Source organism: Haloactinomyces albus (genome assembly GCF_031458135.1).
Classification (GTDB): Bacteria; Actinomycetota; Actinomycetes; order Mycobacteriales; family Pseudonocardiaceae; genus Haloactinomyces; species Haloactinomyces albus.
In genome coordinates this window covers 2,110,528-2,134,607 of the sequence record NZ_JAVDXW010000001.1, presented here as the reverse complement: position 1 = coordinate 2,134,607, position 24,080 = coordinate 2,110,528, and the positions used below count along the sequence as shown (strand labels likewise).

Here is a 24,080-nt window from a genome sequence, read left to right as displayed (position 1 = left end):
AAATTGCCCACCGCGAGTGGTCCGTCGGCGAGGTGGTGCGCCCGGTGGTTTCCAAGATCGGCCACCCGGGGAAAGGCGCGCTCGGCGGTCTCCGTAGGGTGGGTACATGGCGTTCGACGTCGCTGCTGTTCGCGGGTTGTACCCCGCGCTGGGCGACGGGTGGGTGCACTTGGACGCCCCGGCGGGCATGCAGGTTCCCGAACAAGTGGCAACCGCGGTGTCGACCGCGTTGCGGGCTCCGGTGTCCGGTCCGGGCGGGATCTTTCCCGCCTCGCAACGCGCCGAGGCGATTGTGGACGCTGCCCGTCGTGCCTGTGCCGATCTCGTGGGGGCCGACCCTGCCGGGGTGGTGCTCGGCTCCAGCTCCGCTGTCCTCCTCCAGCGGTTGGCCGATGCGCTCGGTGACGGCTGGACGATCGGTGACGAGGTGGTCGTCTCGCGGCTGGACGATCCCGCGAATGTCGTGCCGTGGCAGCGTGCCGCGCAGCGCGCGGGGGGAACCGTCCGGTGGGCCGAGGTCGATATCGAAACCTGCGAGCTGCCCGGTTGGCAGTACCGGGAGCTGATCACGTCGAGGACGAAGCTCGTGGCGCTCACCGCTGCCTCCGGTGCGGTCGGGACCAGACCCGACGTGCGGCAGGCCGCCGAGGCCGCCGCCGAGCACGACGCGTTCGTCGTCGTGGACGGGTCGGCGGCAGCGCCCTTCCTTCCCCTGGACATCACGTCGATGGGTGCCGACGTGGTGGCACTGAACGCTTCGGCCTGGGGTGGTCCGCCGGTTGGTGCCCTGGTGTTCCGGAATCCGGCGGTGCTCGAGCAGCTGCCCTCGGTGGCGCTGGAGCCGGGGGCTCGCGGCGCCGAACGCATGGAACTCGGGTCGCACGCCTATCCGCTCCTGGCCGGGCTGGTCTCCTCGGTGGACTACCTGGCGAGTCTCGACGATGCCGCGCTCGGCCCCCGCAGGGAACGGCTGCTCACCTCGATGGGGTCGGTCAAGGCGTATCAGGCGGGGTTGCTGGCGAACATGACCAGCGGTCTGCGCCGGATGCAGCACGTCATGCTCATCGGGGATGCGATGCGCAGGATCCCGTCGATGGCGTTCACCGTGGAGGGCGTCAAGGCCGAGGACGCCATCGAGCACCTTTCGGATCGGGGCGTGTGCGTGTTCGCCGATCCCGGTACGCACGGGGTCTACGCGGTGCTCGGAGTCGGCGAGGTCGGCGGTGCCGTGCGGGTCGGACTGGCGCACTACACCAACGCGCTCGAAGTGGACCAGCTCCTGCGAGCCGTGAGCGAACTCGGCTGAGTGCCGCAGGCGTTGGGCGAGTGAACGGAACTCTCACCCGCATGGAGGTGACGAAAGTTCCGTTCTACTCGCGATGAGTCCCGCCTACGGCACCTGCAGCAGGATCTTGCCGTGCACACCACCGGATTCGAGGAGCGCGTGGGCCTTCGCCGCGTCGGGCATGGGCATGCGATCGTGGACGATGGGACGGACCTCGCCCCGCTCGACCATCGGCCACAGGCGACTGTGGGCGTCGCTGACGATGGCCCCCTTGCCGTTCGGGCCATCCACCGGCCGCCCGCGCAGTCCGAGTACCGACATCCGCAGCCGCTTGACCAGCATTTTGCCGATGTCCAGTTCGGCCTTACGGCCCCCCTGCATCCCGATCACGGCGAGATGACCGTCCGGGGCGAGCGCGCTGGCATTGCGATCCAGGTACTCCGCGCCCATGTTGTCGAGGATGACGTCGGCACCTCCGAGCTGCTTGACTTCCTCGACGAAGTCCTGGTCCCGGTAGCTGATCGCGAGTTCGGCACCGAGATCGCGGCACAGCTGCAGGCTTTCGGCCGAGCCCGCGGTGGCCGCCACCCTCGCCCCCATGGCCTTGCCGATCTGAATGGCACAGGTGCCGATACCGCCCGAACCACCGTGCACGAGCAGCACCTGACCGCTGCGCAGCCCGGCCTCCATGATCACGTTCGACCACACGGTGCAGCCCACCTCCGGCAGCCCGGCCGCCTCGACCAGGTCCATGCCGCCGGGTACGGGCAGAATCTGTGCGGCGGGCACGACGACCCGCTCGGCGTATCCGCCGCCCGCGAGCAGTGCACACACCCGGTCGCCGGGTTGCCAACCGGTGACACCGTCGCCCAGTGCGGCGATGGTCCCCGAACATTCGAGCCCGAGGATCTCGCTCGCGCCCTGCGGTGGCGGGTAGGCGCCCTTGCGTTGTGCCAGGTCGGCGCGGTTGATTCCGGCGGCCGCGACATCGATGGCGACCTCACCGGGGCCCGGCTGCGGCTCGGGTCGTTCGGTCCACTCCAGTACGTCCGGTTCGCCCGGCTCGCGGATGCTGATCGCGTACATACTCCATGACAGTAGTGACCGTGCGGTTCCCGCTCCACCGGCATGCCCGTGGGAAGCACCACGGCCGGCCGCGTCACCACCGCACTCGGCACTCGCCGGACGAGAGTGGACGAATGGTATCCGCGGCAAAACTGGGAAAAATTCGACACGAAAGCGCTGTCGGTGCGTACCCCGAACACGAAAGGGTCCGAGGATCGATCACGGTCGACAAAGCATTGACTTCGACGGGTGGCTGTATGAACGCTTATGCGGCACATACCCACCCGAACCGGGGAGCACGATGAGAGTACGAAACGTCGAATCCAGGCGCGTAGTGAAGGGACTGTTCGCCGCGTGCACGGCCACGGCGCTGGCCGTTGTTCCCGCCACGGCTGCGGCCGTGCCGAGTCAGCCCGCGAACCTGGACGAGGAACTCAATGTCAACGCCGTGAACCGGCACCTGGCCGCGTTCCAGCGCATCGCCCACCAGAACGATGGCAATCGCGCCTCCGGGACCTCGGGGTACAAGGCCAGCGTCGACTATGTCGTGGGCAAGCTCCGCGACGCCGGTTTCGACGTGTCCACCCCGGAATTCCAGTACACGAAGTACTACCTCGATTCCATCGAGCTGAGCGTCGCCGGTGAGCCGGTCGAGGTGAGTGCGATGGAGTACTCCCCGGCGACTCCGAAGGGCGGCGTCACCGCTCCGCTGTCGGTCGTTCCGGCCGACGACTCCACCGGTTGCGAAGCCGGTGACTACGACGGGGTCGACGTCAGCGGCACCGTTGCGCTGATCAAGCGTGGTGCCTGCACTTTCGCGAAGAAGCAGCAGTTGGCTGCCGACCACGGTGCCAGTGCGGCGATCATCTACAACAACGTCGAGGGTACCCTCAACGGCACGCTCGGTGGCGCCGAAGCCGGTGCGATCCCGACCGCCGCTGTCAGCAAGTCGATCGGTGCGGACCTGGTGAAGCAGGCGGGCACGGAAGCGACGCTGAATCTGCAGGCTCGGTTCGACGAGGTCACCACCGAGAACGTGATCGCACAGACCCGCACCGGTAACTCTCGGAACGTGGTCATGGCGGGTGCGCACCTGGACAGCGTTCCCGAGGGCGCGGGCATCAACGACAACGGCACCGGCAGCGCAGGCCTCCTGGAGACCGCGATCCAGCTCGGCGGGAGTCCCGATGTGAACAACGCCGTGCGCTTCGCATGGTGGGGTGCCGAGGAGTCCGGCCTGATCGGTTCGACCAAGTACGTCAGCGGCCTGACGTTCGAGCAGCAGCTCAACATCGCGATGTACCTGAACTTCGACATGATCGGCTCGCCGAACGCCGGGTACTTCGCCTACGACGGTGACGACTCCGACGGCGTCGGCGCGGGTCCCGGTCCGCATGGTTCGGGCGTGATCGAGCAGGCCTTCGTCGACGCGCTGAACTCGCAGGGTGTCGAGGTCGAGGGCACCGACTTCACCGGTCGTTCCGACTACGGCCCCTTCATCGCCAACGGCATCCCGGCCGGTGGTCTGTTCACCGGTGCCGAGGGCATCAAGACCAAGGCGCAGGCCGAGAAGTGGGGCGGTGAGGCAGGTGTTGCCTACGACCCGAACTACCACCAGGTCGGCGACGACATGGACAACGTGGACCGTCAGGCGCTGAAGCGGAATTCCAAGGCGATCGCCATGGTCGTGACCAAGTATGCGCAGAGCACCGAGGAGGTCAACGGAATGCGGACTCGTGCCGAGCGGGCACAGCTCCGCCAGGCGCAGTCGGTGCGGACCCTCGCGGCCTCGACACAGGAGTCGCAGGGCCACACCTGCCAGCTCCCGCTGAAGTAAGAGGATGTGTGCAGTTTCGCGCGAAACCGTATTTTTATAAAATTGAGGTTTCGCGCGAAACTGCCATCCCACTACGGAAATCGGGTGCGCCATGGCACGACGGCGGGCAGTCTGGGGCGATGGAACATCATCCGGAACCGTGGCCGCTGCGCCACCTGGTGCTGCACACACCCGGACTCGAGCTGCGGCCGGACGACGATGCCGGGCTGTTGGAACTCGTCGGGGAGGCATACCGAGGTGTTCACCCGCCGGAGACGATGCCGTTCGGGTTCCCGTGGACCGATGCTCCTGCCGAGGAACTCGGCTGCAATACCCTGCAACACCATTGGAAGCTCCGCGCTGAGCTCACCCCCGGGTCCTGGACGCTGAACTTCCTGGTGCGGCGCGACGGTCGGGTGATCGGTACCCAGGGCTTGACGGCGAAGAACTTCGCCATCACCCGGGAGGTGCACACCGGCTCCTGGATCGGCCGGCGCCACCAGGGGCAGGGCTACGGAACGGAGATGCGGGCGGCTGCGCTGGCCTTCGCCTTCGATCACCTCGATGCCGAGCAGGCCCGCTCCGATGCCTTCACCGACAATCCCGCTTCGCGCGGAGTGAGCCGCAAGCTCGGCTACGTCGAGGACGGTGTGCAACGCCAGGCACGCCGGGGAGAGTCGGCCGACGTCGTTCGCCTGCTGCTGACCCGCGAGCGTTTCGACGTGTATCGACCCCGCTGGAAACCCGCGGTGGCAGGTATCGAGCAGTGCCTGCCGATGCTCGTGGCTGCGCAGGGACGGAACCGGACCGGCCCCCGAGAGCGCGGGATCAGTCCAGCGCGCGGCGAAGGAAGAACTTGATGCCCAGTGTGCCGAAAATCCCGCACGCGGTGACGAGCGCGAGTACGCACACCCACGGCGCCATGTGCGGCACCCACGGTAGGAGGGCACCACGCATCCCCTCACTGACGTAGGTCAAGGGGTTGAATGCGCACACCACCTGGAACCAGCGCAGCTGGTCGAGCTGCGCCCACGGGAACTGGCTCGCACCGGTGAAGATCAGCGGGGCCAGAATCACCGCGAACATGATGTTGATCCGCCGCGGGGGAACGGCCGCACCCACCGTCAGACCGACCGTGGCACCGGCGAAGGAACCCAGCACCATGCACAGTGCCGCGAACGGCAGTCCGGACAGGTTCCAGTGGATCTCACCGAGCATCACCAGGCCGATCGGAAACATCAGCATCGCGGCGACCAGCCCACGCAATGCCCCGAACAGCATCTTCTCGACCGCGACCCAGCTGATCGGCAGCGGTGCGAGCAGCCGGTCCTCGATCTCCCGGGAATACGAGAAATCCAGCACCAGCGGGAACGAGGTGTTTTGCAGTGCGACCAGGAACGCGTTGAGCGCGATCATGCCGGGCAGCAGGATCTGCGCGTAGCCGGGCTGGGTGTAGCCGAGTTGGCCGAGCACCTTGCCGAAGATGAACAGCAGCGCCACCGGCTGTACGAGGACCTGCGCGAGAAAGCTCGGCAGTTCGCGGCCGGTCACGAATACGTCGCGGCCGAGCACCGCGGCGAACGCGCGCATCGAGCTCCCCGCCGTTCCGTTCACCGAGGATTCCGTCACCGTAGGTCCCTGCCCGTCAAGTCGATGAAGACGTCTTCCAGTGTCGCCGATCCCAAGGACAGATCACTCACTGCCACCTGCCGCTCGTGCAGTGTCGCGGCGACCGGGCCGAGCAGCGCGGCCGGTTCCTCGGCGACGTAGAGCCGCAGGCGCAGCTCGGATTCCGCACCGGTTTGCGCCGGGACGGTACCGATCGATTCGACCTGTTCGACCCCCTGCACGGCGCTCAGGATGTCGGCGAGCGTGTCCGGGGCGAAGCCGTTCGGGCGGACCGTGGCATCGACGGTCCCGCTTCCGGGCAGCGACTTGATCAGTGCTTCCGGGGTGTCCAGCGTGAGCAGCGTTCCGTGATCGACGATTCCGACGCGGTCGGAGAGCTTCTCGGCCTCGTCCATGTCGTGCGTGGTGAGTACGACGGTGACGCCCTCGGAGCGCAGGTCGTTGACCCTGTCGTGCACGAAGAGCCGGGCCTGCGGGTCGAGTCCGGTGGAGGGCTCGTCCAGAAACAGCACCTCGGGGCGGTGGATCAGGGCGCGGGCGATCATGAGCCGTTGCGACTGGCCACCGGAGAGGTCGTCGACGCGGGCTTTGGCCTTGTCCGACAGCCCCATTCGGTCGAGCAGCTCATCGGCGAGCCGCTTGCGTTCACCGCGCGGCACCCCGTGGTAGGAGGCGTGGAAAACCAGGTTCTGCCGTGCGTTCAGCGACCTGTCCAGGTTGACCTGCTGCGGTACCACGGCCACCTTGCGGCGGGCGGCGACCGGGTTCGCTCCGATACTGACTCCGCCGATCCGTGCGGTGCCGCCGGTCAACGTCACGCGGGTGGTCAGGATCCCGACAGTGGTGGTTTTGCCCGCCCCGTTGGGGCCGAGCAGACCGAACACCTCACCGGGGTGCACTTCGAAACTCAGGCCGTCGACGGCGTTGCCCGAGCTTTTCGGATACCGCTTGACCAGGTCGAGTACCTCGACCGCAGGAGTCACGTGGGCTCTCCTTCCGCGGGGATCGTCCAGACCTGTCCGTCTCCCATGAATCATTCCGTACCGGGGATGATTGGTGCGAGATTGCCCGTGGCGGGCAGGATAGCGGCACGAACGGATAACCTGAATGAGTGTCCAGTACGGGAGACGGCGAGACCCGGTGGCTGGGTCGGCAGGAAATGGCGGCGTGGCGGACCTACATCGTCGGCAGCGCATTACTGGAGCATCGGCTCAGCCGTGAGCTACAGGCCGTGCACGGGCTCTCCCTGGCCGACTACGAGATCCTCGTACGGCTGTCCGAACACCCCGATCGGCAGCTGCGGATGAGTCGGCTGGCCGAGGACGTCGCGCATTCCAAAAGCCGCATCTCCCACCAGATCCGTCGCCTGGAGAGCAAGGGACTGGTACAGCGCGGTGAGTGCTCGGAGGACGCCAGGGGAGTGCTCGCCCTGCTCACCGAGGAGGGTGCGCATCTGCTGGAGCAGGCGGCGCCCACGCACGTTGCCGGGGTTCGTGAGCACATGGTGGATCTTCTGACGCCGGGGGAGCAGCAGATGCTGTCCGAGGTTTTTCAGCGGGTCACCGCACACCTGCGCAGCAAGGAGGACTGAATCCGCCACCCCTGCTGTGGTCGGTGCCGACCGGATTGGCTAGGGTCCGGGACTGGAAGCGTGGCAGAGCGGCCGAATGCACTCGCCTTGAAAGCGAGCGACCCGAGAGGGTCCGCGGGTTCGAATCCCGCCGCTTCCGCTTCGGTGAGCAGTGAAAACAAGGCCCGGTGGTGATCTCACCGCCGGGCCTCGCTGCTTGCTCGTCTCAGTTCTCGTCTCAGTTGCCCTTCTCGGGAGGCTCGTCGGAGGGCTTCTCCGACGCCTTCCAGAGGTGGTCGCCGAGCTTCTCGGCGACCGTCCCGAGCACGTGTCCTGTCACGTGCTGGTACCGCTGCGTCAGGGCAACGTTGGACCACCCCATGATCTCCATCGCCGTGCGATCGGGGATGCCGAGTTCGAGCAGCACGGTCGCGGCCGTGTGCCGAGCGTCGTGCAGCCGGGCGTCTCGCACCCCGGCATCGGACAGGAGCTGCTTCCATCGGGCGAGATCCGTGCGGTAGTTGAGCGGCTTGCCCGTCTCGTTGGTGAACAACCACCCCGCATCGCTCCACAGCTCGCCAGCGGCCTCACGCTCGGCGGTCTGTTCGGTGGCGTGCTGCTTCAATTCCTCCAGTACCGGATGCGGGAGACCGATCGGTCGGCGGCCTGCTCGTGACTTCGGTCTCTTGGTCTCACTTCGGGTGTTGATTCGCTGCGGGCAGTGGCCTCCGTGCTTGTGGCCGCACGCTCCATCGCATCCGTGCTTCCACTTCGGTCGCGGCCTCTGCACGTCGACGGTGAGTGTGCCTTCCTGGAAGTCCACGTCCGTCCAGCGCAGTCCAAGAACCTCGCCCTGCCGAAGTCCGAGGGCGATGGCGATGATCCAGCGGCAAGCGTTCCGACCTTCGCGAGCTGTCTTGAACAGCTGGGTGACCTCCTCGCGCGTGAACGGCTCCACCTCCTTCTCTTCCACCTTCGGCGCTTTGGCGACTACGGCAGGGTTTTTGGCCAGGTAACCTCGCTTGACGGCTTCGTTCAGTGCGGTCCGGATGGTCCGGTGGGCCTGGTGGGCAGTAGCGCTCGACGCGCCGGCCTTCTGCATCTTGCGATACATCGCTTCCAGGTGATCGGGAAGCAAGTTCGGAAGCTTGTGCGCCCCCACGTGCTTCCGGATGTGTTTCGTGGCGTAGAAGTAGGCGTCCCAGCCACCGTCTCCGGTGGTCGAAGTGGCGATGTTGTGCAGCCAGTGCTCGACCCACTGCTCAACTGTCCACTTCTCACCAGGTTTCGTGATGTTTCCTTCGTCGCGGGCACGTTCGAGTTCCCGGACCTTCTTCGTGACCACCTTGCGGTCCCAGGATTCGACGTGGCGACGATCCGACCTGCCGTCGTCGCGGACGCCTACGGTCACGCGACCGTGCCACTTTCCGTTCTTGTCCTGGTAGATGCTGCTTGCGCCGTTGGGGGCGCGGGTTCCTTCGGGGCGTTTCTTGCGGGGCATGGGGATCTCCTTTGGTCCTACTGCTGCTCGGTGAGGGCTGCGATGTAGGCGTCGATGGATTCGGCGGGGATGCGCCGGAGGCGTCCGATGCGGACTGAGTGCAGATGCCCGGTTTTCAGGAGCTGGTAGACGCTGGTGCGGCCGAGGCTGAGTCGTTCGGCGGCTTGCTCGACGGTGAGCAGAACGCGGGGCTGGCCGGTGCTGTGTGAGTCGATCACGGCGGGGTTCCTTTCTCGTCGGGGCATTGCGGGGACAGCGGGGACAAGGCGTCCCCGGACTCGCTGCCTGTTCGGGCAGGTCAGAGCAGTTTTGGGGACTCCGGGGACGGCGGGGACACGTCGGAGGACATGGCGTCGTCCCCGACTTCCGGAGTGCTGTAGCGGCCGCCGGATGTGGCGTGGAGTTGCCCATCGCTGGCCATGCGTTGGCAGGTCTTCTTGACCTGCTCGCGGTCGAGTCCGGTGGCTTCGGCGATGGCTTTCGGCCCGGTGCCGGGGTGCTCGCGGAGGTAGCGCTGGATGGTGGCGCGGGTGGTGTGGAGGGTGTGGTCGCTGGCGGGGCCGTCGAGGAGTTGCCAGGCGCCGGAGTGGCTGTGGAAGGTCAGGGCGTATTCGGCTTCGTCGATGTCGCGGCCGGTGACGTTGAGGACGGCGTCGGCTTGGTTGCGGCCGCGTTTGAGCACGAGCACGGCGTCGGCGGCTCCGGCGATGCCGTTGGAGCCGGAGACGGTTTCGAGGAAGTCGTCGCTGCCCATCTTGCGCACGTGGTGGACCAGCACCAGGGCGACACCGTAGGCGTCGGCGATGCGCTTGGCGCGGGACACGGCAGCGTAGTCGGCGTCGTAGGCGGACATGCCTGCCGGCGGGGTGCCGCGCATCTTGGCGAACACGTCGAGCACGACCATGCGCGCGTCCGTGTGGGCCTCCAGCCACGCGATGATGGCCTCGTCGCCGCCCTGGGTCAGCGTGGGGCAGCTGGTGGCCAGGGTGAGACCGGCCGGGGCGGGTTTGCCATCGAGCAGCTTGCTCATGCGGGTTTTCAACCGGCGCGGGGTGTCTTCCAGCGCGAGGTAGAGCACGGGGCCGGGCTCGACGTCGAGCATGTCGAAGGCTTTGCCGCCGGAGGCGACTTCGATGGCCAGCCCGAGCGACATCCAGGACTTGCCGACCTTGGGTGGACCGGCGAGCAGGTTGACGCCTTCAGCCACGATGCCGGGCACGGCCCAGGTCGGTTCGGGGAACTCGGTGGCCATGAGCACATCGGCGGTCCAGGCGGCGTGCAGTGCTTCGGCCGGGTGCCGGTGCAGCGGGTGCACGTTGTCGGGCTCGGGAACTTCAGGCGCGCTCATGCGGCGACCTTTCGCGGGCGCTTGGCCCCGGCACGCAGGCCGGAGGCGATGGTTTGGCGGGCTTGGCTCCAGCGGTAGGCCCCGGCGGCGACGTGGCCCTGTGCGGCGTGCAGCAGCGTCTCGGTCACGTCCTGCTCGGTCAGAGCGCCTCCGGCGGCCAGTTGTCCGAGCGCGGCGGCCGCGCAGTACAGCGCATAGTTGCGCTCACCACCGGTCGCGGTGGTCACCCGTTGGGCTTCGGCGGCCACGGCCGCGTCCAGGTAGCGCGAGCGCCGACCCTGCAGCGGCGTGACCGGGGTGGGTTCCTGTGGAGGTAGCGGGGCCGGGCGCAGCTGCTCGACCAACCACGTCGGGAGCGGCGCGGGCGGCTGGTCGTCGGTGACGACATACGGGCCGTCGCGGCGGGTCGAGCCTGCGGCGACGACGTAGCCGCCATGGGCGCGGGTGTCGATACCCCAGCCGAGCCCGTTACCGCGCTCGCCCTGGGTGATGCGCAGCTCGACCCCGTCGGGGGCCGTGAAGTACAGGTGCGTGCCGCCGGAGGGGGTCGCGACCGTGAACGTGTCCAGCGGCGGGGCCTGTCCAGCGTCGGCGCAGACGAGCAGGAACACGTCCATGCCTGTTTCAGCCCCCTGGGCCGCCCAGTGCTCGGACACGCTCTTGCCGAGTTTGGGCACGTCGAGGTCAATGACCACCAGTCCGGCCGGGCCGGTGGCCAGCCCGACGTTGTAGGCCGGGCCGTGGGACCAGCACCGCTCGATCACGGCGGGGTCGGTAGTGGCGCGCTGTTCCCACTTGCGATGCCCACTGGCACACGGCCCGGTGCCGGGACAGCGGAACTCGCTGTGCAGCGCCGGAGAGCTGCCACCGGGCACCAGCGGGAACACCGGCCAGCCACGCGCGGCCGTGTCCAGCGCTGTGTTGAGCAAGTCGGAAGGGGGCATGGCATTCCTCGCAAGTAGTCACTGTGCGTGTCGGTTGATGGGCGTGAGGGGCTGGCCTCAGCACCTGCGGTGCCGGGCTGTGGGGGTTAGGAATGCGGGTTAGGTGGCCGTGAGTGGGTTAGGTTCCTAACTCAGCGCCCTGGTTGTTGCTGCGCTGGGGAAAGTGAACCGAGTGAGGCGGGTTAATCCGGCCCCGCGAAGTTCTGTGGCGGCCCGTGTGGCGGGGTTGGTGGATGGGGCTGGGCGGTTCACTGGCTTCACTCCTCGGTATCGAGGTCGGCGGTGGCGCGCCGGGCCTGTTCGCTACGCACGGTGGCGGGGTCGAGGGGGAACTTGTTGCCGGTGGAGGGCACTTTGATGCCGTAGTCGTCGGTGAGCTGGACGCGGAGCTGCTTGCCGGTCAGGCGCTGGTAGGGAGCCCACTTGGGGGCGTGGCGGGCCAGCAGGGCGGGCACGTCGGCGGCCGGGACGGGCTCGGTGCCGAGTACGGCGTCGAGGTCGGCGAGCAGGTCGCGGGGCTGTTGGCTGCGGTCGGCGGCCGGGTTGGCGGTGATGCCCGCGTCCTCGCGCAGTGCCAGGGCGCGTTGCACCACGGGGGTGATCTCGTCGATGCCCTTTTCCTTGCGGATGTGGTGGCAGCGCACCAGCCCGGCATCCCGGCGGAAGCCGGTGGCCATGGCGGTGCCCACGTCCTCGCCGGGCACCAGCCCGGTGGCGGTGATGCCGGCCTTGTGCTTGCCGGTGCCCAGCACTGCATCCGATCCTTGGTGGTCGCCGATGGCGAAGCACACCCGGTGTGAGGCGGTCTTGGCCAGGTCACGCGGCAGCGAGGCAGCCGAGGGGGAGGGGGTGGCCCACACGAGGGTGATGCCGGTCTTGCGGGCCTTCTTGGCGACCTTCTCGGCGAGTTCCTTGGCTTCCTTGCCGTGCTCGTCGTGCTCGAACAGCTCCTGGCACTCGTCGACGACCACCAGGCGCGGGCGCATGCGCGCGTCCTGCTCGGCGATGTCGCGGGTGAGCTTGGTTTCCTCGCCGCCGATCTCGTCGAGGATCTTGCCGCGCTGGGTGACCTCTTCGCGCAGCTCGCGCAGCATGTCCAGCGCGGCTTCGATCTGTTCGTCCTCGTCGCCCTTGACCAGGCTGCGCAGGCGTGGCCGCAGTGGGTCGAAGTCGACGTTGTAGGCCATGACGTGCACGTCGATCTCAACCAGCGGATCGAGGATGGCGCCCAGCAGCAGGTTGACCACCAGCGAGGTTTTGCCGGAGCCCATCGTGCCGCCAATGACGTAGTTGGCGGCCATGAGCTTGCCGGTGACCTCGTCACCGCGGGCGTCGATACCGACCGGCACACCGGTGAAGTAGTCCGTGGTGCCCTCCTCCAGCAGCGGCCACACATCCACCGGGCCGGACAGGATGCCCTGATCAGCCACCCACAGATCCAGCACGCCGGGCTTGTCGCGCGGCTCGGTGGGCCAGACCTCGTTGCGCTTGCGCACGAGATTGTGGGCCAGCACGTCCTTGTTGTCGTTGATCTTTTCGACGGTCACGCCCTGCGGCAGCTCCAGTTGGGTGCGCCAGCCCCTCCCGTCGCGGCCGGTGGGCTGCACCCAGCGGGGTTTCCAGCCCTCCTTGATGGCCTTGTTCAGCGGCGGCAGGTTGAGATTGCGCAGCGCATCGAGAATGGCCCCCTCATCCGGCACCACGTCCTTGCCGCCGGGCTGCTCACCAGCGCTGATCCATGCCGGAACAAAGTCGCTGTCGTGTCCGGCCCGCCAGGCGGCATAGCCCAACGTCGCCACCAGTGCCGCGAGCATCCAGGGCCACAGCGACGCCACCCACGCCACGAACTGGGCCGTGCCAACCAGGAACGCCCACCATCCGTCGGTCCACACGGCTGCGAAGTCGGCCCCATCGGGGACAAGCTGGACCACCACACCTGCGATGAGCACTGCCAGGCTCGCCCCGACCACGACGCCGCTACCGGTGGCGGCCACGATGCCGGTGAGCTTGACCTGAGCGGTGATGCGCTTCCATCGGTCGTTGGCCGCGTCCCGGCGACGCTGCTCCAGCTCGGCGACCATGCCCAGGTCTCCGGCGGCCTTGGCCGCGCGCACAGCCTCGGTCAGATCACCGTGAGTCAGCCGTGAGAAACCACGCCGGGTCAACTCCCAGGTCCCACCGAGGGTGTAGGCACCATGGCGTAGCCCGACCTGCCCAGCGGGCTTAGCCACCCGCCAGGTCGCTCCGGCCGCGCGACGAGTGGCGACCCCGGTGGTGCGAGCTGTGCGGGCCAGCGCGGGCGGCAGAGCCGGGCGGGGCAGCCGCTGCAGTGCGCGTGGGGTGTCCACTGCCAGGGTCGTGCCCGGCACTGTGTTGGGCTGCTCGTGATGCCCGTCGTGTTCGCTTGACTGGTCCGTGCCGTCCTGGTGGGTCTGCTCGGTGTGGCGGGGTGCGGGCACGGTGTTGCCGGTGGCGTGGTCGGGGGTTTGGGGGAAGCGGATGAGATCGCCCATGTGGGGCTCGGTGGAAGACATGACGAGCTGGCCTCTCTACGGACTGATGGAGAAACAGCAGGGGAGGGGTGGCCCCACGCAAGGCGGGGCCACCGGACGTGGGTCAGGCGGCGACGGCGGCCGATCCGTCGTTCCACTCGTCGCGTAGCCGTCGTGCGGTCTTGGCTCCGCAGCGCAGGGTTTTGCGGATCGACTCCGCCGAGGTCGGGTCGACCTCAACCCCGTCGGAGACGGCCCGGTGCAGCTCGGTGCGCAGGGTGTCGAGTGAGCGGCGGTTGGGTTCGGGAATCGAGACCGGCGCGGGGGTCGACTCCTGCAGGTCAGCCCCCGACTCGGCCCACTCCAGAGCGCTGGTCGAGTCGGTGTCGGTCGGGCTCGACTCGGTGGCTGGGTCGGGCTGGACCGACAGCCACTGTTCGACCGCATCGGCCACCGGGGTGGCGGGGGAGGTGGGGCCGTCGGCGGCCAGTCCGGGCACGGCACGGCGGTCGAGTCGGGTCCGGCCGGTCCAGGCGCGGGCGAGGGTGACGGTGCCCGGTTGGTGCAGCAGGGACACGGTGCCGTCGGTGCCCAGCTCGCCGACCGCCTGGCGCAGCGCGACCCGCTCCATCCGGGTCACCCGACGGGCGGCGAGACGCTGGGTGCGGGCGGCTTGCCGGTCGGTACGGCTGCGCCGAGCCTGCATCGGGGCGGCGGTCAGGATCTGGTGAGTGACCACGCCACCAACGGAGACCACGGCCATGACCAGCCCCACGGCGATGCCGCCGAGAGCGTGGCCGTGGATGTAGTTCAGCAGCGCGGCCACGGCGGTAAAGGCCCACGTGCCCATCTGCAGCCACCCGGTTGGGGCCTGGTGCTGGCGGGCCTGGTGCAGCTTGGCTGCGAAGGCCCACATGGCCGCTTCGGTGAACAGCGGCAGCAGCACCCCGATCGGGCCGTAGATCTCGCGGCCGTAGGTGGCCATGGCGGTCCATGCCAACAGCGCCGGAACCACGATGATCGCGGCCATGGCCAGCTCCACCGGGCGGGCGGTCACCCACCGGCCCAGGGTGGCCAGGCGAGCACGCCGCTGCTGGCCACGCTGGGCGCGCTGGGCCTGGCGGTGCTCGCGGTCGGTGCGGTCCTGCTCGCGTTCGGCGGCCCGGTCCGCGCGGCGGTTCTCGGCGGTCTGGGCGCGGTCGGCGCGCCGGTCGGCGGCTTGCTGGGCGCGGTTGGCGCGCATCTCCTCGAACATGCTCATCGGGCGGCCCTCCCAGTGCTGGTGACGACGGAGACGGGGGCGGTGGGAATGCGGGTGGTGACGGTCAACAGCCGGTCGGCGCAGCGGTCGAGCACGTGGCAGGCCACGGCCAGGGCGACCGCCGGCACGCGGCAGGCCACGGCCAGCAGGAACAGCAGCCCCACCAGCAGGGCGCGCGGGGCGGTGTAGCCGCGCAGGTAGTCGGCGGAAGTCATGCCCGCTCACCGCCCTCGGTGGTGGTGGCAGGGTCGTAGCGGTCCTGGCGGTTGCCGCAGCGCTGGCAGGAGCGGAGCTGGATGGTGCAGCGGCCCTGGCACCAGCAGGCTTGCCATGGTGTCCAGTCGTGGCCGTGCTCGGTGCACAGCCGGTTGGTCTCGCAGCGCCAGCAGCGCAACCGTCCGTCGGCCAACTGCTGCCAGCCGGGGGTGGTGGTGTCGCGCAGGTAGTCCAGGCCGTCACCCTTGGGCTCCGGCCCATCTTCGGCCAGGTGGGCGCGGGCACCAGCGACGGTGGCGAAGTGCTGGACTCCCTCACCGTCCTCGTCGAAGTAGGACCGGCAGGTGTCGCACACGGCGACCACGCAGGAAACGATCTCTATCATGGCCAGTACTCCTCACTTGCTCGTTCGGTGCAGGTGGCGAGAGACCCGGCCCGGCAGAAGTTCTTGGCGGGACTGGCTGCCGGGCCAGGGTGCGGCTAAGCAGCGGCTTCGCCGTGCTTGCCGGTGCGGCGCAGCGCGGCGCGCTCGGTGCGGGTGCTGCCGCCCCACACGCCGTGCACGTCGTGGTGCAAGGCGAAGGACAGGCACGCCTGCCGGACAGGGCAGGACTCGCACACCTGCTTGGCCGCTGCGATCTGGCGAGCTGCACCCGGACCGACCGGAAAGAACAGTTCCGGGTCGACCTCGCTGTTCGCGCACGCCGGTTGCTGGGCGAAATGCTCACTGGGAAGCCGAGTGATCAGGTGGGACAGCGTGTTCTCACAGTTCAGAGGCTGGGCAGCCGTGCTCATGCGATCGCCCCCTCGGCATCAGTCATCGGCGCCATGCCCAGGCTGTGCAGGTAGGCGTTCAGTGAGTCGGCCGGAATGCGTAGCGCGCCCTTGCCGAACCCGACCCGCACCGAGTGCAACCGACCGGACTCCGCGAGCCGGTAGACCGTGGAGACGTGGACGTCCAGGACTTCAGCGACTGCCTTGACCCGGTACATCCGCGTCGCCGTACCGTTGACCTGCATCGTTAGTGCTCCTAGTTCTTCGATGTGTGCCCCGGTCGGTGTGGCAGCACCACCCGGGCTTCGTGCTTGTTACTGGCCTGCTGCTGCGAACACTGCGACAACTGCAACCAGAACTATTACTAGTACAACCACTAGTACTAGTTGTCGTCAAGTCTGCTGTGTGCCGCTGCTGGAATCGCGGGGCAAGTTGCTACTAGTCTTAGTGGCGAAATTCGCAGCTCAGGAGGGCCGTGTGGGTAAAAACTGGGACGCCGTAGCCGAGACCATCAACACTCGGATGGAGTACTTGGAGCTCACCCAGCAACAGGTGGCGAACCGCGCTGGCTTGGCTCTCCAAACGGTGCGTGAACTCCAACACAACCTTGTGCCGCGCAAGCGCACCAGTCGCACTCTGGGGGTGATGTCCGAGGCTCTCGGACTGCCACGGAACCATCTTTCGACTGTCCTTGATGGCCAAAACTCTGCTGAATCGGAATCGCATGAGTCTGCTGCCCTCGCTGACATTTACGGGAAACTGGCTGACATCACGAAGCGACTGGATTCCCTGGAGCGTCGCCTTCCCGACGAGTGAGCGGCAGTCAGGCGGTAAGAGCTTTAAGGAAGACAACCAACGCGCTCACGAGATCGCTGAGACCGCCGAGAATGCCCTTTACCCAGACTGCGGACTCGTTCGGGTACTGCACGACCATGGCCAGCACAGCCAGGGCCACGAGTGCCCCGACGAACTTCTTCAGCGCTCCACCACCGTTGGTCTGGATTCCGGGGATCGATTGCTTGGCCATTGCTCCGCCCTTCCTTTGCAACTGCCGCTTTGTTCGTCTCTGTCGCTTTCACATCAAGACTGCCGTCGATCGCGCTGACCGAGAACTGTCCAGCTGCCCCCTCAACACTGAACTTTCACCGAACCCGAACCCCTGAACTTTCACTGAACTTCGGTGCAGTGCAGGTTCAGAAACAGCTGGAAAGGTGCGAAGGTAGAGCCATGGAACTGAATGGCGCCCCTGCAACCATCGATCAGATCAAGTCCCTGGCGCTGACCAACTACGGCCACTTCACTTCGATGCTCGTCGAAGACCAGCAGGTACGCGGGCTGTCTCTCCACATGCAGCGGCTAGCGCGTGACTGCCGCCAGCTCTACGGCGTGGAGCTCGAAACCGACCGCGTCCGGCAGTACATCCGCCATGCATTGGCCGACACCACACAGCCCACCGTGGTGCGAGTCACCATCTATGACCCTGAACTTGGTCTAGGAACAATTGGCTCTGACGCCAGCCCGGCCGTGTTGGTCACAACACGGCCGACCCCACACGGGTCCCCTTCACCTTTGCGTCTACAGGCAGTTTCCTACCGGCGCGAAGATCCTGCAGTAAAGCACGTCGGTCTCTTCGGTCCTCTCAGGCATCGGCGGTCAGCCCAACGAGAAGGATTTGACGATGTCCTGTTCTTGAACCCCGACGGGACGATCTCCGAAATTGCGACATCAAATATTGGTTTCGTCCGCGATGGGCAGGTAGTTTGGCCCCGCTCGGAATACCTTTCCGGAGTTACCATGACTCTGCTCAATCAGGCTCTCGACGAGCCGGTAAAGGCCGAACCGCTCACACTCGCTGAATTGGCAGATACCGAGGCAGCGTTCGCGACCAACGCCGCAACTGGCATCAGGCCCGTGACCTCGGTGGACGGTGTTCAGTGGCCAGAAGACCACAAGGTACTGCGCGAACTGCGCGACCTCTATACGGATATTCCCGCTGAACACCTGTGAAGCTCTCCTGCGACCCGTTACGATCTTCCGTGGAAGATCACGTAGGGGAGCAGCAAGTGGCGACAGTTCAAAGCTGGTCGGGCGTCGAGGTTCGAGCGCTTCGTGAAGCGAAGAGGATGAGCATCAGAGAGTTCGCCGCTCACCTCGGTGTCAGTGAGCGCATGATCTCGAAGTGGGAGGCAGGTCGTGCGAACATCACGCCACGGCCGGTCAACCAGGCGGCGCTCGACACGTGCTTGTTGCGAAGCGATTCGGATACACAGGCACGGTTCACGCACCTCACGGACGGAGCGTTGGGCTCCGGGCAGAGCGAGTCAGAGCTTGAACCCATTGGGAGTAGCGAAGTTCGGCACCCCGCTGACGGAAGCCCAATGGTCAAGGTGGACGGGAGCGTCTTCCTATCGGGACCGAGCAACGAACCGACGTGGCTTCCTGCGTTCTACATCGACGTGCACCCCGTGAGTAACGCCGACTATGCCCGCTTCATCGCGGCAACCGGTCACCCGTCACCCCAGCATTGGACGGAAGACAAGTACCCGGACGGGCTCGCAGAGCACCCGGCCGTCTTTGTCACCTGGAAAGACGCCACCGCCTATGCCGAGTGGTCCGGCAAGGCTCTTCCCACTGGACAGCAGTGGGAGAAGGCTGCTCGTGGCACCAGGGGAAACGTCTACCCCTGGGGCGACCAGCCCACGCCTGCCAAGTGCAACGTTCGAGAGAACGGGGTCGGTAGCACCACCCCCGGCGACTGCTACCAGAGCGGCGTTAGCCCCTACGGCGTGTACGACCTATGCGGGAACGTCTGGGAGTGGTGCTCCACGGAGTCCAAGCCAGGTAGGCACGAGCTGAAGGGCGGCGCCTGGACGAGTCCGTTCAATCGCGCAACCCCATCGTCGTTCAACGATGCCGCAGCGAGCATGTGCGACGACGACGTCGGCTTCCGCTGTGCCGTACCGGCCGAGATCCTGGAGGCGCTGCTGCAGAGCTGAGCTGCCCTCCAGGTGTCCCCGCTGTCCCCGCTGTCCCCGAGACTGTCTTGACCTGCCCAAATAGAAATCAACTTCGGGGACACCCTGTCCCCGCTGTCCCCGTAAGCTAAGTCTGGTCGGCAGGCTCGCCTACTACCGATGGTCGAGCGTCACCGTAGGTCTTCAAGCCTTGCTGCAGCCCTCTTCAGTTCGTCGGCGAGGTAAGAGACCTCGCGTAAGTTCGATACGGCTTCGTCTAGCGAGGCTATGATGCCTTCAGATCGCATTATTTTATCCGCTGCGGAACTAAGTGAAGTTGCCGAATCTTGCAAGTGCGAGAGGTCACGGGCGCTATCGAGTAGTAGTCCGGCGTCATCTCCGAGGTTTTGCAAGTTGCGGGAAGCGTCGTCGAGCAAACTAACACTGTCAGGGTCAATAATAGGATCGTTCCGTCGGGAGCTCTCCAATTCGCTTACCAATGAACGGAGGACGTCGGCAGCTTCGGAATTTATAGCGTGCAGTTGGTCAAGCGAGTCTTTGATTTGTTTGTCATGAACTTCCATGGCATCCGATATTAGCTCTTGAAGTCGGTCCTCGGTTACATTGGTGAGTCCGCGTAGTTCCGCTACGTTCGTGCTTTCTCGCTCGAACTTCCAGCGCTCAAGGCGTTTTACGGGGTATTTGTCAGGGTCGATCTTGTCGATTGTTGTGTGGTGTGGCTTGCAAAGAAGTATGAGGTTGCTGAAAGCGTCGCGTCCCTCTTCGGGCATATTGGGGTCATAGCGTGGCCCATTTGGATTGGCGGCTCTTATATGGGCGCGCTCGACATTGAAGATGTACCGTCCGCTAACGGCAACTACAATAGGTACAGAGCAGTCGGGCCAGTAGCACCGCTTGTTGGAAAGTGCGATCAGCCCTGCCATGTCTCCGGTACTGTAGTTTCGGTTAGACATTGTGATTTTCTCGATTCGTTGGTATGTACGGTCGGTCGAAGGCTATCCACATCCTGCAGCTCGGGGAACGTCCAAACGTGTGAGCATTGATCATGGTGATCGAAGCTGGAACAGTGGGGGGAGTCGATCAGGGAGATGTGATGGACCCTCGCTTCGTGCAAGATCCAGACGCAGGGCTGACCACGCCCTGCAGGTGTGGGAGCCACGGACACGATGAACGCTGGCATCAGAGCAAGGGTCCGTTGCCGCTGCTCCTTTCGAGGCATGGTTTACCCAGCCATGGGCGTATCCGATGGATAGACCATGCCTACAGGCTTCGCCTGCCTGACGGGCGTTGGTGCTACGTGGCAGAACCGTATGAGCTCGACGGCGACGCAGTGGCCGATCTCGCCTATCTCGAAGAGCAGGGCTACGAAGTGACAGTCACTTCTTGGCGTGCCAGGCACTACCCAGGTCATTCGCTGTCCGTCCAGATCCTCCCCGAGAGGACTCCTGGGTAAGCGGTATAGCCGCTGAGGCCGTGTGCGCGGAGTGCGGAAGCCAGGCAGTGTCTTCCAGCGGGCCACGCCGACAGCACGACAGCGCCTCACTCATCGAGCGCTGAGTTAGCCGTACAGCCTTCGAGTGCGCTCCCTCGGGCCGGTTTCCTCTGCGAGTGCTACCGAGCTTCGCCGATGGCTCGTCTCAGTTCTCGTCTCAGTTCGTCTCAGTACGAACCTCCCCCCACTGTTGCAGCAGTCTCACGAGTCACCACGTGAGCAGCAGGAACGAGGCTGTGAACAGTGAGCCGCCGATCTTGAAAGCGAGCGACCCGAGAGGGTCCGCGGGTTCGAATCCCGCCGCTTCCGCTTCGTTGAGCAGTGAAAACAAGGTCCGGTGGTGATCCCACCGCCGGACCTCGTTCTTTGTTCGTCGCACGTGTCCCGGCACGTGCTGATACCGCTGCGTCAGGCTCGGGTTGGACCAGCCCGTGATCTCCATCCGCCGTGCGGGTCGGTTTCGGACGCGGTTCAGGGTCATCCCCGATGTGCCGCCATGCGGCGCGTGCGAGGTTGCGGAAATGCACGGTACCGAGCGAGAGACCGCGTCGGCGTCATCAGCTTCCGAGCACCGAGACTTACTGCGGCCGACCGCCTACGGGGCGGCGCTGCTCGCATTGCTGCACGCCACCGTGAGCGCTTACTGGGCGCTCGGTGGCACCGGACTGCTCGCCACGATCGGTGGTGAACTCGAAGCCTTCGTCCGCCGCGGCGGTCCTGCACCCGTGGTCCTGCTCGCGGTGGTCGCCGCGGTCAAGGTCGCAGGCGGCCTGATGGCTCTGGCCCTGGTACGTCCGTGGGGTCGGCACCTGCCGCAGCGGCTGCTGAGCGGGGCGGCTCTCACCGGTGGCCTGGTGCTCGCCCTGTACGGCGGTGTCCTCGTGCTGATGGGTGCCCTTGCGCTGCTCGGGTTGTTCGGACAGCCGACGGATGTGACCGCGCTGCGCTGGCACGTCCTGGTTTGGGACCCGTGGTTCCTGCTGTGGGGGTTGCTGCTGATGATTGCCGCCCTTCTGCGGTTGAGATGGGATCGGCGGGCCACTCAGCGCGTCCGCTGAAGAATTCCCCTGCGGATGTGGTGGCACGCACCGGGCGTGCTGCGCAGCAGCAGTCGCCCGCTCTGCCTGAGGAATAATCTTGCGGTGAGGTTGTACCTGAAAGAATGAAAGATTGTCACTCCTTCGGGTGGGCAACTGCTTCGATCTTCGGATCCGCTGATGGTGTTCCGGTGACTCCTCGGCATGCTGGTTCATGGATTTTCCCTGGTCAACGGTTGGTGATTCGGGATTGTTCCCGCCGGTTCCATACCGGTCCCCTGCGGTTGTTGGGAAATGGCCGGCGGGTTAGCGTCCGCGCGGCGTCGATCAGCCAGATCGGTGCCGTCGTATGTTCGCCTCGCAGTCTCGTCGAGTTTTTCCGGCCCGTCGCTTCCGGCCCGGCGTGAACTGCGGTGCGAGCTGTCGTAAGCGGATGACGAGTCAGGAACATTCCCATGGAGTTTCCGAGAATCCACCTGCGCCGGAGGGGCCCCGGCCGAGGTCGGCATGCTCGTGTGGCACCGGTGATTCTCGGCGTCCTGCTGCTCATTCTGATGAGCGGATGCTCGAATGCCGCGTCGGTGTCGCCACCACGGGAGTCGAAATCCGCAACCGAACCCACGCCGGTGCAGGTGGATCTGTCCACATTGCCTGCGGCGACCACCTTCGGAAATACCGCGGCGGCACCTTCGGATCCCGCGCCACGGGCGGCGACCGACGGTGTGGTGTTGCATGTCAAACAGGAACTGGCGGTCTACGATGCTCCGGAAGGCCGGGCGATCGCACGGTTACCTGCCACCCAGTTCAAGTCGCCGACCTGGCTTCCGGTCACCGCCGAGCGCGGTGATTGGGCACGGGTCTTGCTGCCCTCGCGGCCGAATGGTTCCACCGGATGGGTTCGGGTGGGAACCGCGAAGGTCGAGAAGGCACGCACCCCCTACCTCGTCACTGTCGATGTGGAGCAGCGGCGACTGGTGGTTCGGAAGAACGGCCGGGAAGTTGGCTCGTGGACCGTCGGAGTGGGTTCCCCGGGAACCAGGACTCCGAAGGGCCGGACCTTCATTCTGGCTTCCATCCGGGAAACGGTGACGGATTTCAGTCCGATCATCCTCCCATTGGGCACGCATTCGAAGACCCTGACCTCCTATGGCGGTGGCCCCGGAACGGTCGCGTTTCATGGTTGGCCGGATCCGAGTGTGTTCGGCACGGCCAGCAGTGATGGTTGTGTCCGGGTTCCGAGCGATGCGTTGCACCTGTTGAGGTCACTCCCACTCGGCACGGTGGTCCTGTTGCGCTGAGTGGGTATGTGGCGATTGTCGGGAGTTACCGGTGAAAAGGTATCCCGTGGCGATAAATAGGTCGAATATCGATAACGAAGGAAGTGTGAGAGTGGGTAAGAAGACATACTTCGTGGGCACCCTCGCCGCGACAGCCGGTCTGGTGATGGCGGGTACCCCGGCGTTCGCCGACAGTTCCGACAACGACGGCATCAACATCGGCAATGACAACAACCTCAGCGTTCTGCCGGTGCAGCTGTGCGGGAACAACATCGCCGTGCTGGGCGCCGTGGTGCCGATCGCGTCGCCTCAGGCCACCCAGTGTGTCAATGCCCCGATCGTCGACCACCCCGAGGTGGAAGACGACAGTGACAAGGACCACGACAAGGACCACGACGACGACAAGGACCACGACAAGGACCACGACGACGACAAGGACCACGACGACGACAAGGACCACGACAAGGATCGCGACCACGACAAGGACAAGGAGAAGGAGAAGCCGGCGGGTCCCCGCGACGACAAGGACCTGCCTGCCGCACCCACGCCCGTGTCCGTGTCCGGCCACGCAGCGGTGACCGGCTGAGGAAGCCCTGTGGACAGTGTTCCGCGCCCCGGACGGAAATGCACCGGCCGGGGCGCGGAACACTGCTGTATACGGGATGGTGGTTCCACGTTGCCGACACGGGCACAGTGGGAGACATGCTGATCGGAATCCCCACGCCCGGCGATGTCGTCGGCATGGCGAAGTCCACGCTCGGGTGGACCGTGAACTCGGCTGTCACCGTCGCGGCGGCACCCGGCCGTGTGATCGGTCTGCTCGATGGTGCGGAAACTCTGCTGAGCCGGGGCCACGACGTTGTCGGCCGGGCCGAGGAGCTCGTGGAACGAACGGCGAAGACGGTTGCGGAGGCCGAGGAGGTGCTCGAGCAATCCCGGACCGTGGCAGCTTCCGCCACCGGGGCCGTGGAGGATGCCGTTCGTGTCTCCGGTTCCGCCGAGACGGTGGTCGGTGAGGCCGCTCGCGTTTCCGAGCGGGCATCGACCACGATCACGCAGGCCGAACGCATCGCCGAGAGCGCGGCGGGATTGCTGTCCGCCTACGAGCCCACCGCGCGGCGTGCCGCGCCGATGGTCGAACGGTTCGTCCGGGAACTGTCACCCAAGGAAATCGACGCGGCGATCCGGCTCGTCGACGAGCTCCCGGTACTCACCGAGCACATCCTGTCCGACATCCTGCCGATCCTGCGCACACTTGACCGGGTCGGTCCGGAGATCCACGAGCTGTTGGAGGTGACCCACGATGTGCGCCGGGCCATCGTGGGCATTCCCGGATTCCGGTACTTCCGCCGCCGTGGTGAGGACCAAGTGAGCGAAGAGCAGGAATCCTGAGCATTC

The 24,080-nt window shown here is 66.1% G+C and carries 26 protein-coding genes and 1 tRNA gene; 12 read left to right on the top strand and 15 right to left on the bottom strand.

Going from position 1 to position 24,080, the window contains the following annotated elements; translation table 11 throughout:
• Positions 1–106: 106 nt before the first annotated feature.
• On the top strand, positions 107–1,306 hold the full coding sequence (locus JOF55_RS10080) for a cysteine desulfurase-like protein (RefSeq protein ID WP_310272860.1): 1,200 nt from the start codon (positions 107–109) through the stop codon (positions 1,304–1,306).
• A gap of 84 nt (positions 1,307–1,390) precedes the next feature.
• On the opposite strand, the gene JOF55_RS10075 is transcribed toward JOF55_RS10080, so the two are convergent.
• Positions 1,391–2,371 carry an NAD(P)H-quinone oxidoreductase gene (locus JOF55_RS10075; protein WP_310272858.1) on the bottom strand — a complete coding sequence of 327 codons (981 nt, stop codon included), beginning with the start codon at positions 2,369–2,371 and terminating at the stop codon, positions 1,391–1,393.
• A 280-nt stretch (positions 2,372–2,651) separates the two neighbouring features.
• Between JOF55_RS10075 and JOF55_RS10070 the strand changes: the two genes are divergently transcribed.
• Entirely contained in the window at positions 2,652–4,187 is a 1,536-nt protein-coding gene (locus tag JOF55_RS10070) for a M28 family metallopeptidase (protein ID WP_310272856.1), read from the top strand.
• Positions 4,188–4,306: 119 nt separating this feature from the next.
• Positions 4,307–5,026 carry a GNAT family N-acetyltransferase gene (locus JOF55_RS10065; protein ID WP_310272854.1) on the top strand — a complete coding sequence of 240 codons (720 nt, stop codon included), beginning with the start codon at positions 4,307–4,309 and terminating at the stop codon, positions 5,024–5,026.
• Here the strand turns inward: JOF55_RS10065 and JOF55_RS10060 are convergent.
• Positions 4,995–5,756 carry an ABC transporter permease gene (locus JOF55_RS10060; RefSeq protein ID WP_374727439.1) on the bottom strand — a complete coding sequence of 254 codons (762 nt, stop codon included), beginning with the start codon at positions 5,754–5,756 and terminating at the stop codon, positions 4,995–4,997. The genes JOF55_RS10065 and JOF55_RS10060 overlap by 32 nt on opposite strands.
• A gap of 35 nt (positions 5,757–5,791) precedes the next feature.
• Positions 5,792–6,778, bottom strand: coding sequence for an ABC transporter ATP-binding protein (locus tag JOF55_RS10055; protein WP_310272851.1), 987 nt, complete (start codon positions 6,776–6,778; stop codon positions 5,792–5,794).
• Between the two features lie 128 nt (positions 6,779–6,906).
• On the opposite strand from JOF55_RS10055, the gene JOF55_RS10050 reads away from it, so the two are divergent.
• Positions 6,907–7,386: a MarR family winged helix-turn-helix transcriptional regulator gene (locus JOF55_RS10050; RefSeq protein WP_310272849.1), complete on the top strand. Its 480-nt coding sequence runs from the start codon at positions 6,907–6,909 to the stop codon at positions 7,384–7,386.
• A gap of 54 nt (positions 7,387–7,440) precedes the next feature.
• A tRNA-Ser gene (locus JOF55_RS10045) sits at positions 7,441–7,525 on the top strand.
• A gap of 78 nt (positions 7,526–7,603) precedes the next feature.
• On the opposite strand, the gene JOF55_RS10040 is transcribed toward JOF55_RS10045, so the two are convergent.
• The 10 genes from JOF55_RS10040 to JOF55_RS09995 form a co-directional block, all read right to left on the bottom strand.
• Entirely contained in the window at positions 7,604–8,866 is a 1,263-nt protein-coding gene (locus JOF55_RS10040) for a tyrosine-type recombinase/integrase (RefSeq protein ID WP_310272847.1), read from the bottom strand.
• 17 nt (positions 8,867–8,883) lie between these two features.
• Positions 8,884–9,111 (bottom strand): helix-turn-helix domain-containing protein, encoded by a 228-nt coding sequence (locus tag JOF55_RS10035; protein WP_374727261.1) that lies wholly within the window; start codon positions 9,109–9,111, stop codon positions 8,884–8,886.
• A 53-nt stretch (positions 9,112–9,164) separates the two neighbouring features.
• Complete coding sequence (locus JOF55_RS10030) at positions 9,165–10,214, bottom strand: AAA family ATPase (protein WP_310272843.1); 1,050 nt, start codon at positions 10,212–10,214, stop codon at positions 9,165–9,167.
• Positions 10,211–11,158 (bottom strand): bifunctional DNA primase/polymerase, encoded by a 948-nt coding sequence (locus tag JOF55_RS10025; RefSeq protein ID WP_310272840.1) that lies wholly within the window; start codon positions 11,156–11,158, stop codon positions 10,211–10,213. The genes JOF55_RS10030 and JOF55_RS10025 overlap by 4 nt, the downstream gene beginning before the upstream one ends.
• Positions 11,159–11,415: 257 nt before the next feature.
• On the bottom strand, positions 11,416–13,692 hold the full coding sequence (locus JOF55_RS10020; RefSeq protein WP_310272839.1) for an FtsK/SpoIIIE domain-containing protein: 2,277 nt from the start codon (positions 13,690–13,692) through the stop codon (positions 11,416–11,418).
• 82 nt (positions 13,693–13,774) lie between these two features.
• Positions 13,775–14,911 carry a DUF2637 domain-containing protein gene (locus tag JOF55_RS10015; RefSeq protein WP_310272836.1) on the bottom strand — a complete coding sequence of 379 codons (1,137 nt, stop codon included), beginning with the start codon at positions 14,909–14,911 and terminating at the stop codon, positions 13,775–13,777.
• Complete coding sequence (locus tag JOF55_RS10010; RefSeq protein WP_310272834.1) at positions 14,908–15,126, bottom strand: hypothetical protein; 219 nt, start codon at positions 15,124–15,126, stop codon at positions 14,908–14,910. Before JOF55_RS10010 ends, JOF55_RS10015 begins: the two co-directional genes overlap by 4 nt.
• Positions 15,123–15,512 carry a hypothetical protein gene (locus JOF55_RS10005; RefSeq protein ID WP_310272832.1) on the bottom strand — a complete coding sequence of 130 codons (390 nt, stop codon included), beginning with the start codon at positions 15,510–15,512 and terminating at the stop codon, positions 15,123–15,125. Before JOF55_RS10005 ends, JOF55_RS10010 begins: the two co-directional genes overlap by 4 nt.
• 95 nt (positions 15,513–15,607) lie before the next feature.
• A complete protein-coding gene (locus JOF55_RS10000; RefSeq protein ID WP_310272830.1) occupies positions 15,608–15,922 on the bottom strand; it encodes a WhiB family transcriptional regulator in 315 nt (104 codons plus the stop codon).
• Complete coding sequence (locus JOF55_RS09995) at positions 15,919–16,146, bottom strand: helix-turn-helix domain-containing protein (RefSeq protein ID WP_310272828.1); 228 nt, start codon at positions 16,144–16,146, stop codon at positions 15,919–15,921. Before JOF55_RS09995 ends, JOF55_RS10000 begins: the two co-directional genes overlap by 4 nt.
• Positions 16,147–16,306: 160 nt before the next feature.
• On the opposite strand from JOF55_RS09995, the gene JOF55_RS09990 reads away from it, so the two are divergent.
• Positions 16,307–16,717: a hypothetical protein gene (locus JOF55_RS09990; protein ID WP_310272826.1), complete on the top strand. Its 411-nt coding sequence runs from the start codon at positions 16,307–16,309 to the stop codon at positions 16,715–16,717.
• Positions 16,718–16,724: 7 nt separating this feature from the next.
• Here JOF55_RS09990 and JOF55_RS09985 read toward each other — a convergent pair whose 3' ends face one another.
• On the bottom strand, positions 16,725–16,928 hold the full coding sequence (locus JOF55_RS09985) for a hypothetical protein (RefSeq protein ID WP_310272824.1): 204 nt from the start codon (positions 16,926–16,928) through the stop codon (positions 16,725–16,727).
• A 200-nt stretch (positions 16,929–17,128) separates the two neighbouring features.
• On the opposite strand from JOF55_RS09985, the gene JOF55_RS09980 reads away from it, so the two are divergent.
• Both JOF55_RS09980 and JOF55_RS09970 read left to right on the top strand, forming a co-directional pair.
• On the top strand, positions 17,129–17,908 hold the full coding sequence (locus JOF55_RS09980; RefSeq protein WP_310272822.1) for an aminotransferase class IV family protein: 780 nt from the start codon (positions 17,129–17,131) through the stop codon (positions 17,906–17,908).
• Positions 17,909–17,964: 56 nt separating this feature from the next.
• On the top strand, positions 17,965–18,897 hold the full coding sequence (locus JOF55_RS09970; RefSeq protein ID WP_374727260.1) for an SUMF1/EgtB/PvdO family nonheme iron enzyme: 933 nt from the start codon (positions 17,965–17,967) through the stop codon (positions 18,895–18,897).
• Between the two features lie 149 nt (positions 18,898–19,046).
• Here the strand turns inward: JOF55_RS09970 and JOF55_RS09965 are convergent, their stop codons facing one another.
• On the bottom strand, positions 19,047–19,799 hold the full coding sequence (locus tag JOF55_RS09965) for a hypothetical protein (RefSeq protein WP_310272820.1): 753 nt from the start codon (positions 19,797–19,799) through the stop codon (positions 19,047–19,049).
• Between the two features lie 1,090 nt (positions 19,800–20,889).
• Between JOF55_RS09965 and JOF55_RS09960 the strand changes: the two genes are divergently transcribed.
• From JOF55_RS09960 to JOF55_RS09945, 4 genes are all read left to right on the top strand, one after another.
• The gene (locus JOF55_RS09960; protein WP_310272818.1) at positions 20,890–21,426 is read left to right on the top strand and encodes a DUF3995 domain-containing protein; all 537 of its coding nucleotides are present in this window, start codon (positions 20,890–20,892) and stop codon (positions 21,424–21,426) included.
• 434 nt (positions 21,427–21,860) lie between these two features.
• Complete coding sequence (gene ldtCP / locus JOF55_RS09955; RefSeq protein WP_310272816.1) at positions 21,861–22,703, top strand: protein-sorting L,D-transpeptidase LdtCP; 843 nt, start codon at positions 21,861–21,863, stop codon at positions 22,701–22,703.
• 91 nt (positions 22,704–22,794) lie between these two features.
• Entirely contained in the window at positions 22,795–23,268 is a 474-nt protein-coding gene (locus JOF55_RS09950; RefSeq protein ID WP_310272814.1) for a cousin-of-CoaP protein, read from the top strand.
• Positions 23,269–23,384: 116 nt separating this feature from the next.
• Complete coding sequence (locus JOF55_RS09945; RefSeq protein ID WP_310272812.1) at positions 23,385–24,074, top strand: hypothetical protein; 690 nt, start codon at positions 23,385–23,387, stop codon at positions 24,072–24,074.
• The last annotated feature ends 6 nt before the right edge of the window (positions 24,075–24,080 follow it).

What these genes read in the sequence shown, in the direction of transcription:
- JOF55_RS10035 (WP_374727261.1), bottom strand. Translation starts at nt 9,111, where the DNA reads ATGCCCCGACGAGAAAGGAACCCCGCCGTGATCGACTCACACAGCACC.
- JOF55_RS10040 (WP_310272847.1), bottom strand. Translation starts at nt 8,866, where the DNA reads ATGCCCCGCAAGAAACGCCCCGAAGGAACCCGCGCCCCCAACGGCGCA.
- JOF55_RS10010 (WP_310272834.1), bottom strand. Translation starts at nt 15,126, where the DNA reads ATGACTTCCGCCGACTACCTGCGCGGCTACACCGCCCCGCGCGCCCTG.
- JOF55_RS09945 (WP_310272812.1), top strand. Translation starts at nt 23,385, where the DNA reads ATGCTGATCGGAATCCCCACGCCCGGCGATGTCGTCGGCATGGCGAAG.
- JOF55_RS10030 (WP_310272843.1), bottom strand. Translation starts at nt 10,214, where the DNA reads ATGAGCGCGCCTGAAGTTCCCGAGCCCGACAACGTGCACCCGCTGCAC.
- JOF55_RS09980 (WP_310272822.1), top strand. Translation starts at nt 17,129, where the DNA reads ATGGAACTGAATGGCGCCCCTGCAACCATCGATCAGATCAAGTCCCTG.
- JOF55_RS09985 (WP_310272824.1), bottom strand. Translation starts at nt 16,928, where the DNA reads ATGGCCAAGCAATCGATCCCCGGAATCCAGACCAACGGTGGTGGAGCG.
- JOF55_RS10075 (WP_310272858.1), bottom strand. Translation starts at nt 2,371, where the DNA reads ATGTACGCGATCAGCATCCGCGAGCCGGGCGAACCGGACGTACTGGAG.
- JOF55_RS10005 (WP_310272832.1), bottom strand. Translation starts at nt 15,512, where the DNA reads ATGATAGAGATCGTTTCCTGCGTGGTCGCCGTGTGCGACACCTGCCGG.
- JOF55_RS10080 (WP_310272860.1), top strand. Translation starts at nt 107, where the DNA reads ATGGCGTTCGACGTCGCTGCTGTTCGCGGGTTGTACCCCGCGCTGGGC.
- JOF55_RS10015 (WP_310272836.1), bottom strand. Translation starts at nt 14,911, where the DNA reads ATGAGCATGTTCGAGGAGATGCGCGCCAACCGCGCCCAGCAAGCCGCC.
- JOF55_RS09960 (WP_310272818.1), top strand. Translation starts at nt 20,890, where the DNA reads ATGCACGGTACCGAGCGAGAGACCGCGTCGGCGTCATCAGCTTCCGAG.
- JOF55_RS09995 (WP_310272828.1), bottom strand. Translation starts at nt 16,146, where the DNA reads ATGCAGGTCAACGGTACGGCGACGCGGATGTACCGGGTCAAGGCAGTC.
- ldtCP (WP_310272816.1), top strand. Translation starts at nt 21,861, where the DNA reads ATGGAGTTTCCGAGAATCCACCTGCGCCGGAGGGGCCCCGGCCGAGGT.
- JOF55_RS09965 (WP_310272820.1), bottom strand. Translation starts at nt 19,799, where the DNA reads ATGGCAGGGCTGATCGCACTTTCCAACAAGCGGTGCTACTGGCCCGAC.
- JOF55_RS10025 (WP_310272840.1), bottom strand. Translation starts at nt 11,158, where the DNA reads ATGCCCCCTTCCGACTTGCTCAACACAGCGCTGGACACGGCCGCGCGT.
- JOF55_RS10070 (WP_310272856.1), top strand. Translation starts at nt 2,652, where the DNA reads ATGAGAGTACGAAACGTCGAATCCAGGCGCGTAGTGAAGGGACTGTTC.
- JOF55_RS10065 (WP_310272854.1), top strand. Translation starts at nt 4,307, where the DNA reads ATGGAACATCATCCGGAACCGTGGCCGCTGCGCCACCTGGTGCTGCAC.
- JOF55_RS10000 (WP_310272830.1), bottom strand. Translation starts at nt 15,922, where the DNA reads ATGAGCACGGCTGCCCAGCCTCTGAACTGTGAGAACACGCTGTCCCAC.
- JOF55_RS10060 (WP_374727439.1), bottom strand. Translation starts at nt 5,756, where the DNA reads ATGCGCGCGTTCGCCGCGGTGCTCGGCCGCGACGTATTCGTGACCGGC.
- JOF55_RS10020 (WP_310272839.1), bottom strand. Translation starts at nt 13,692, where the DNA reads ATGTCTTCCACCGAGCCCCACATGGGCGATCTCATCCGCTTCCCCCAA.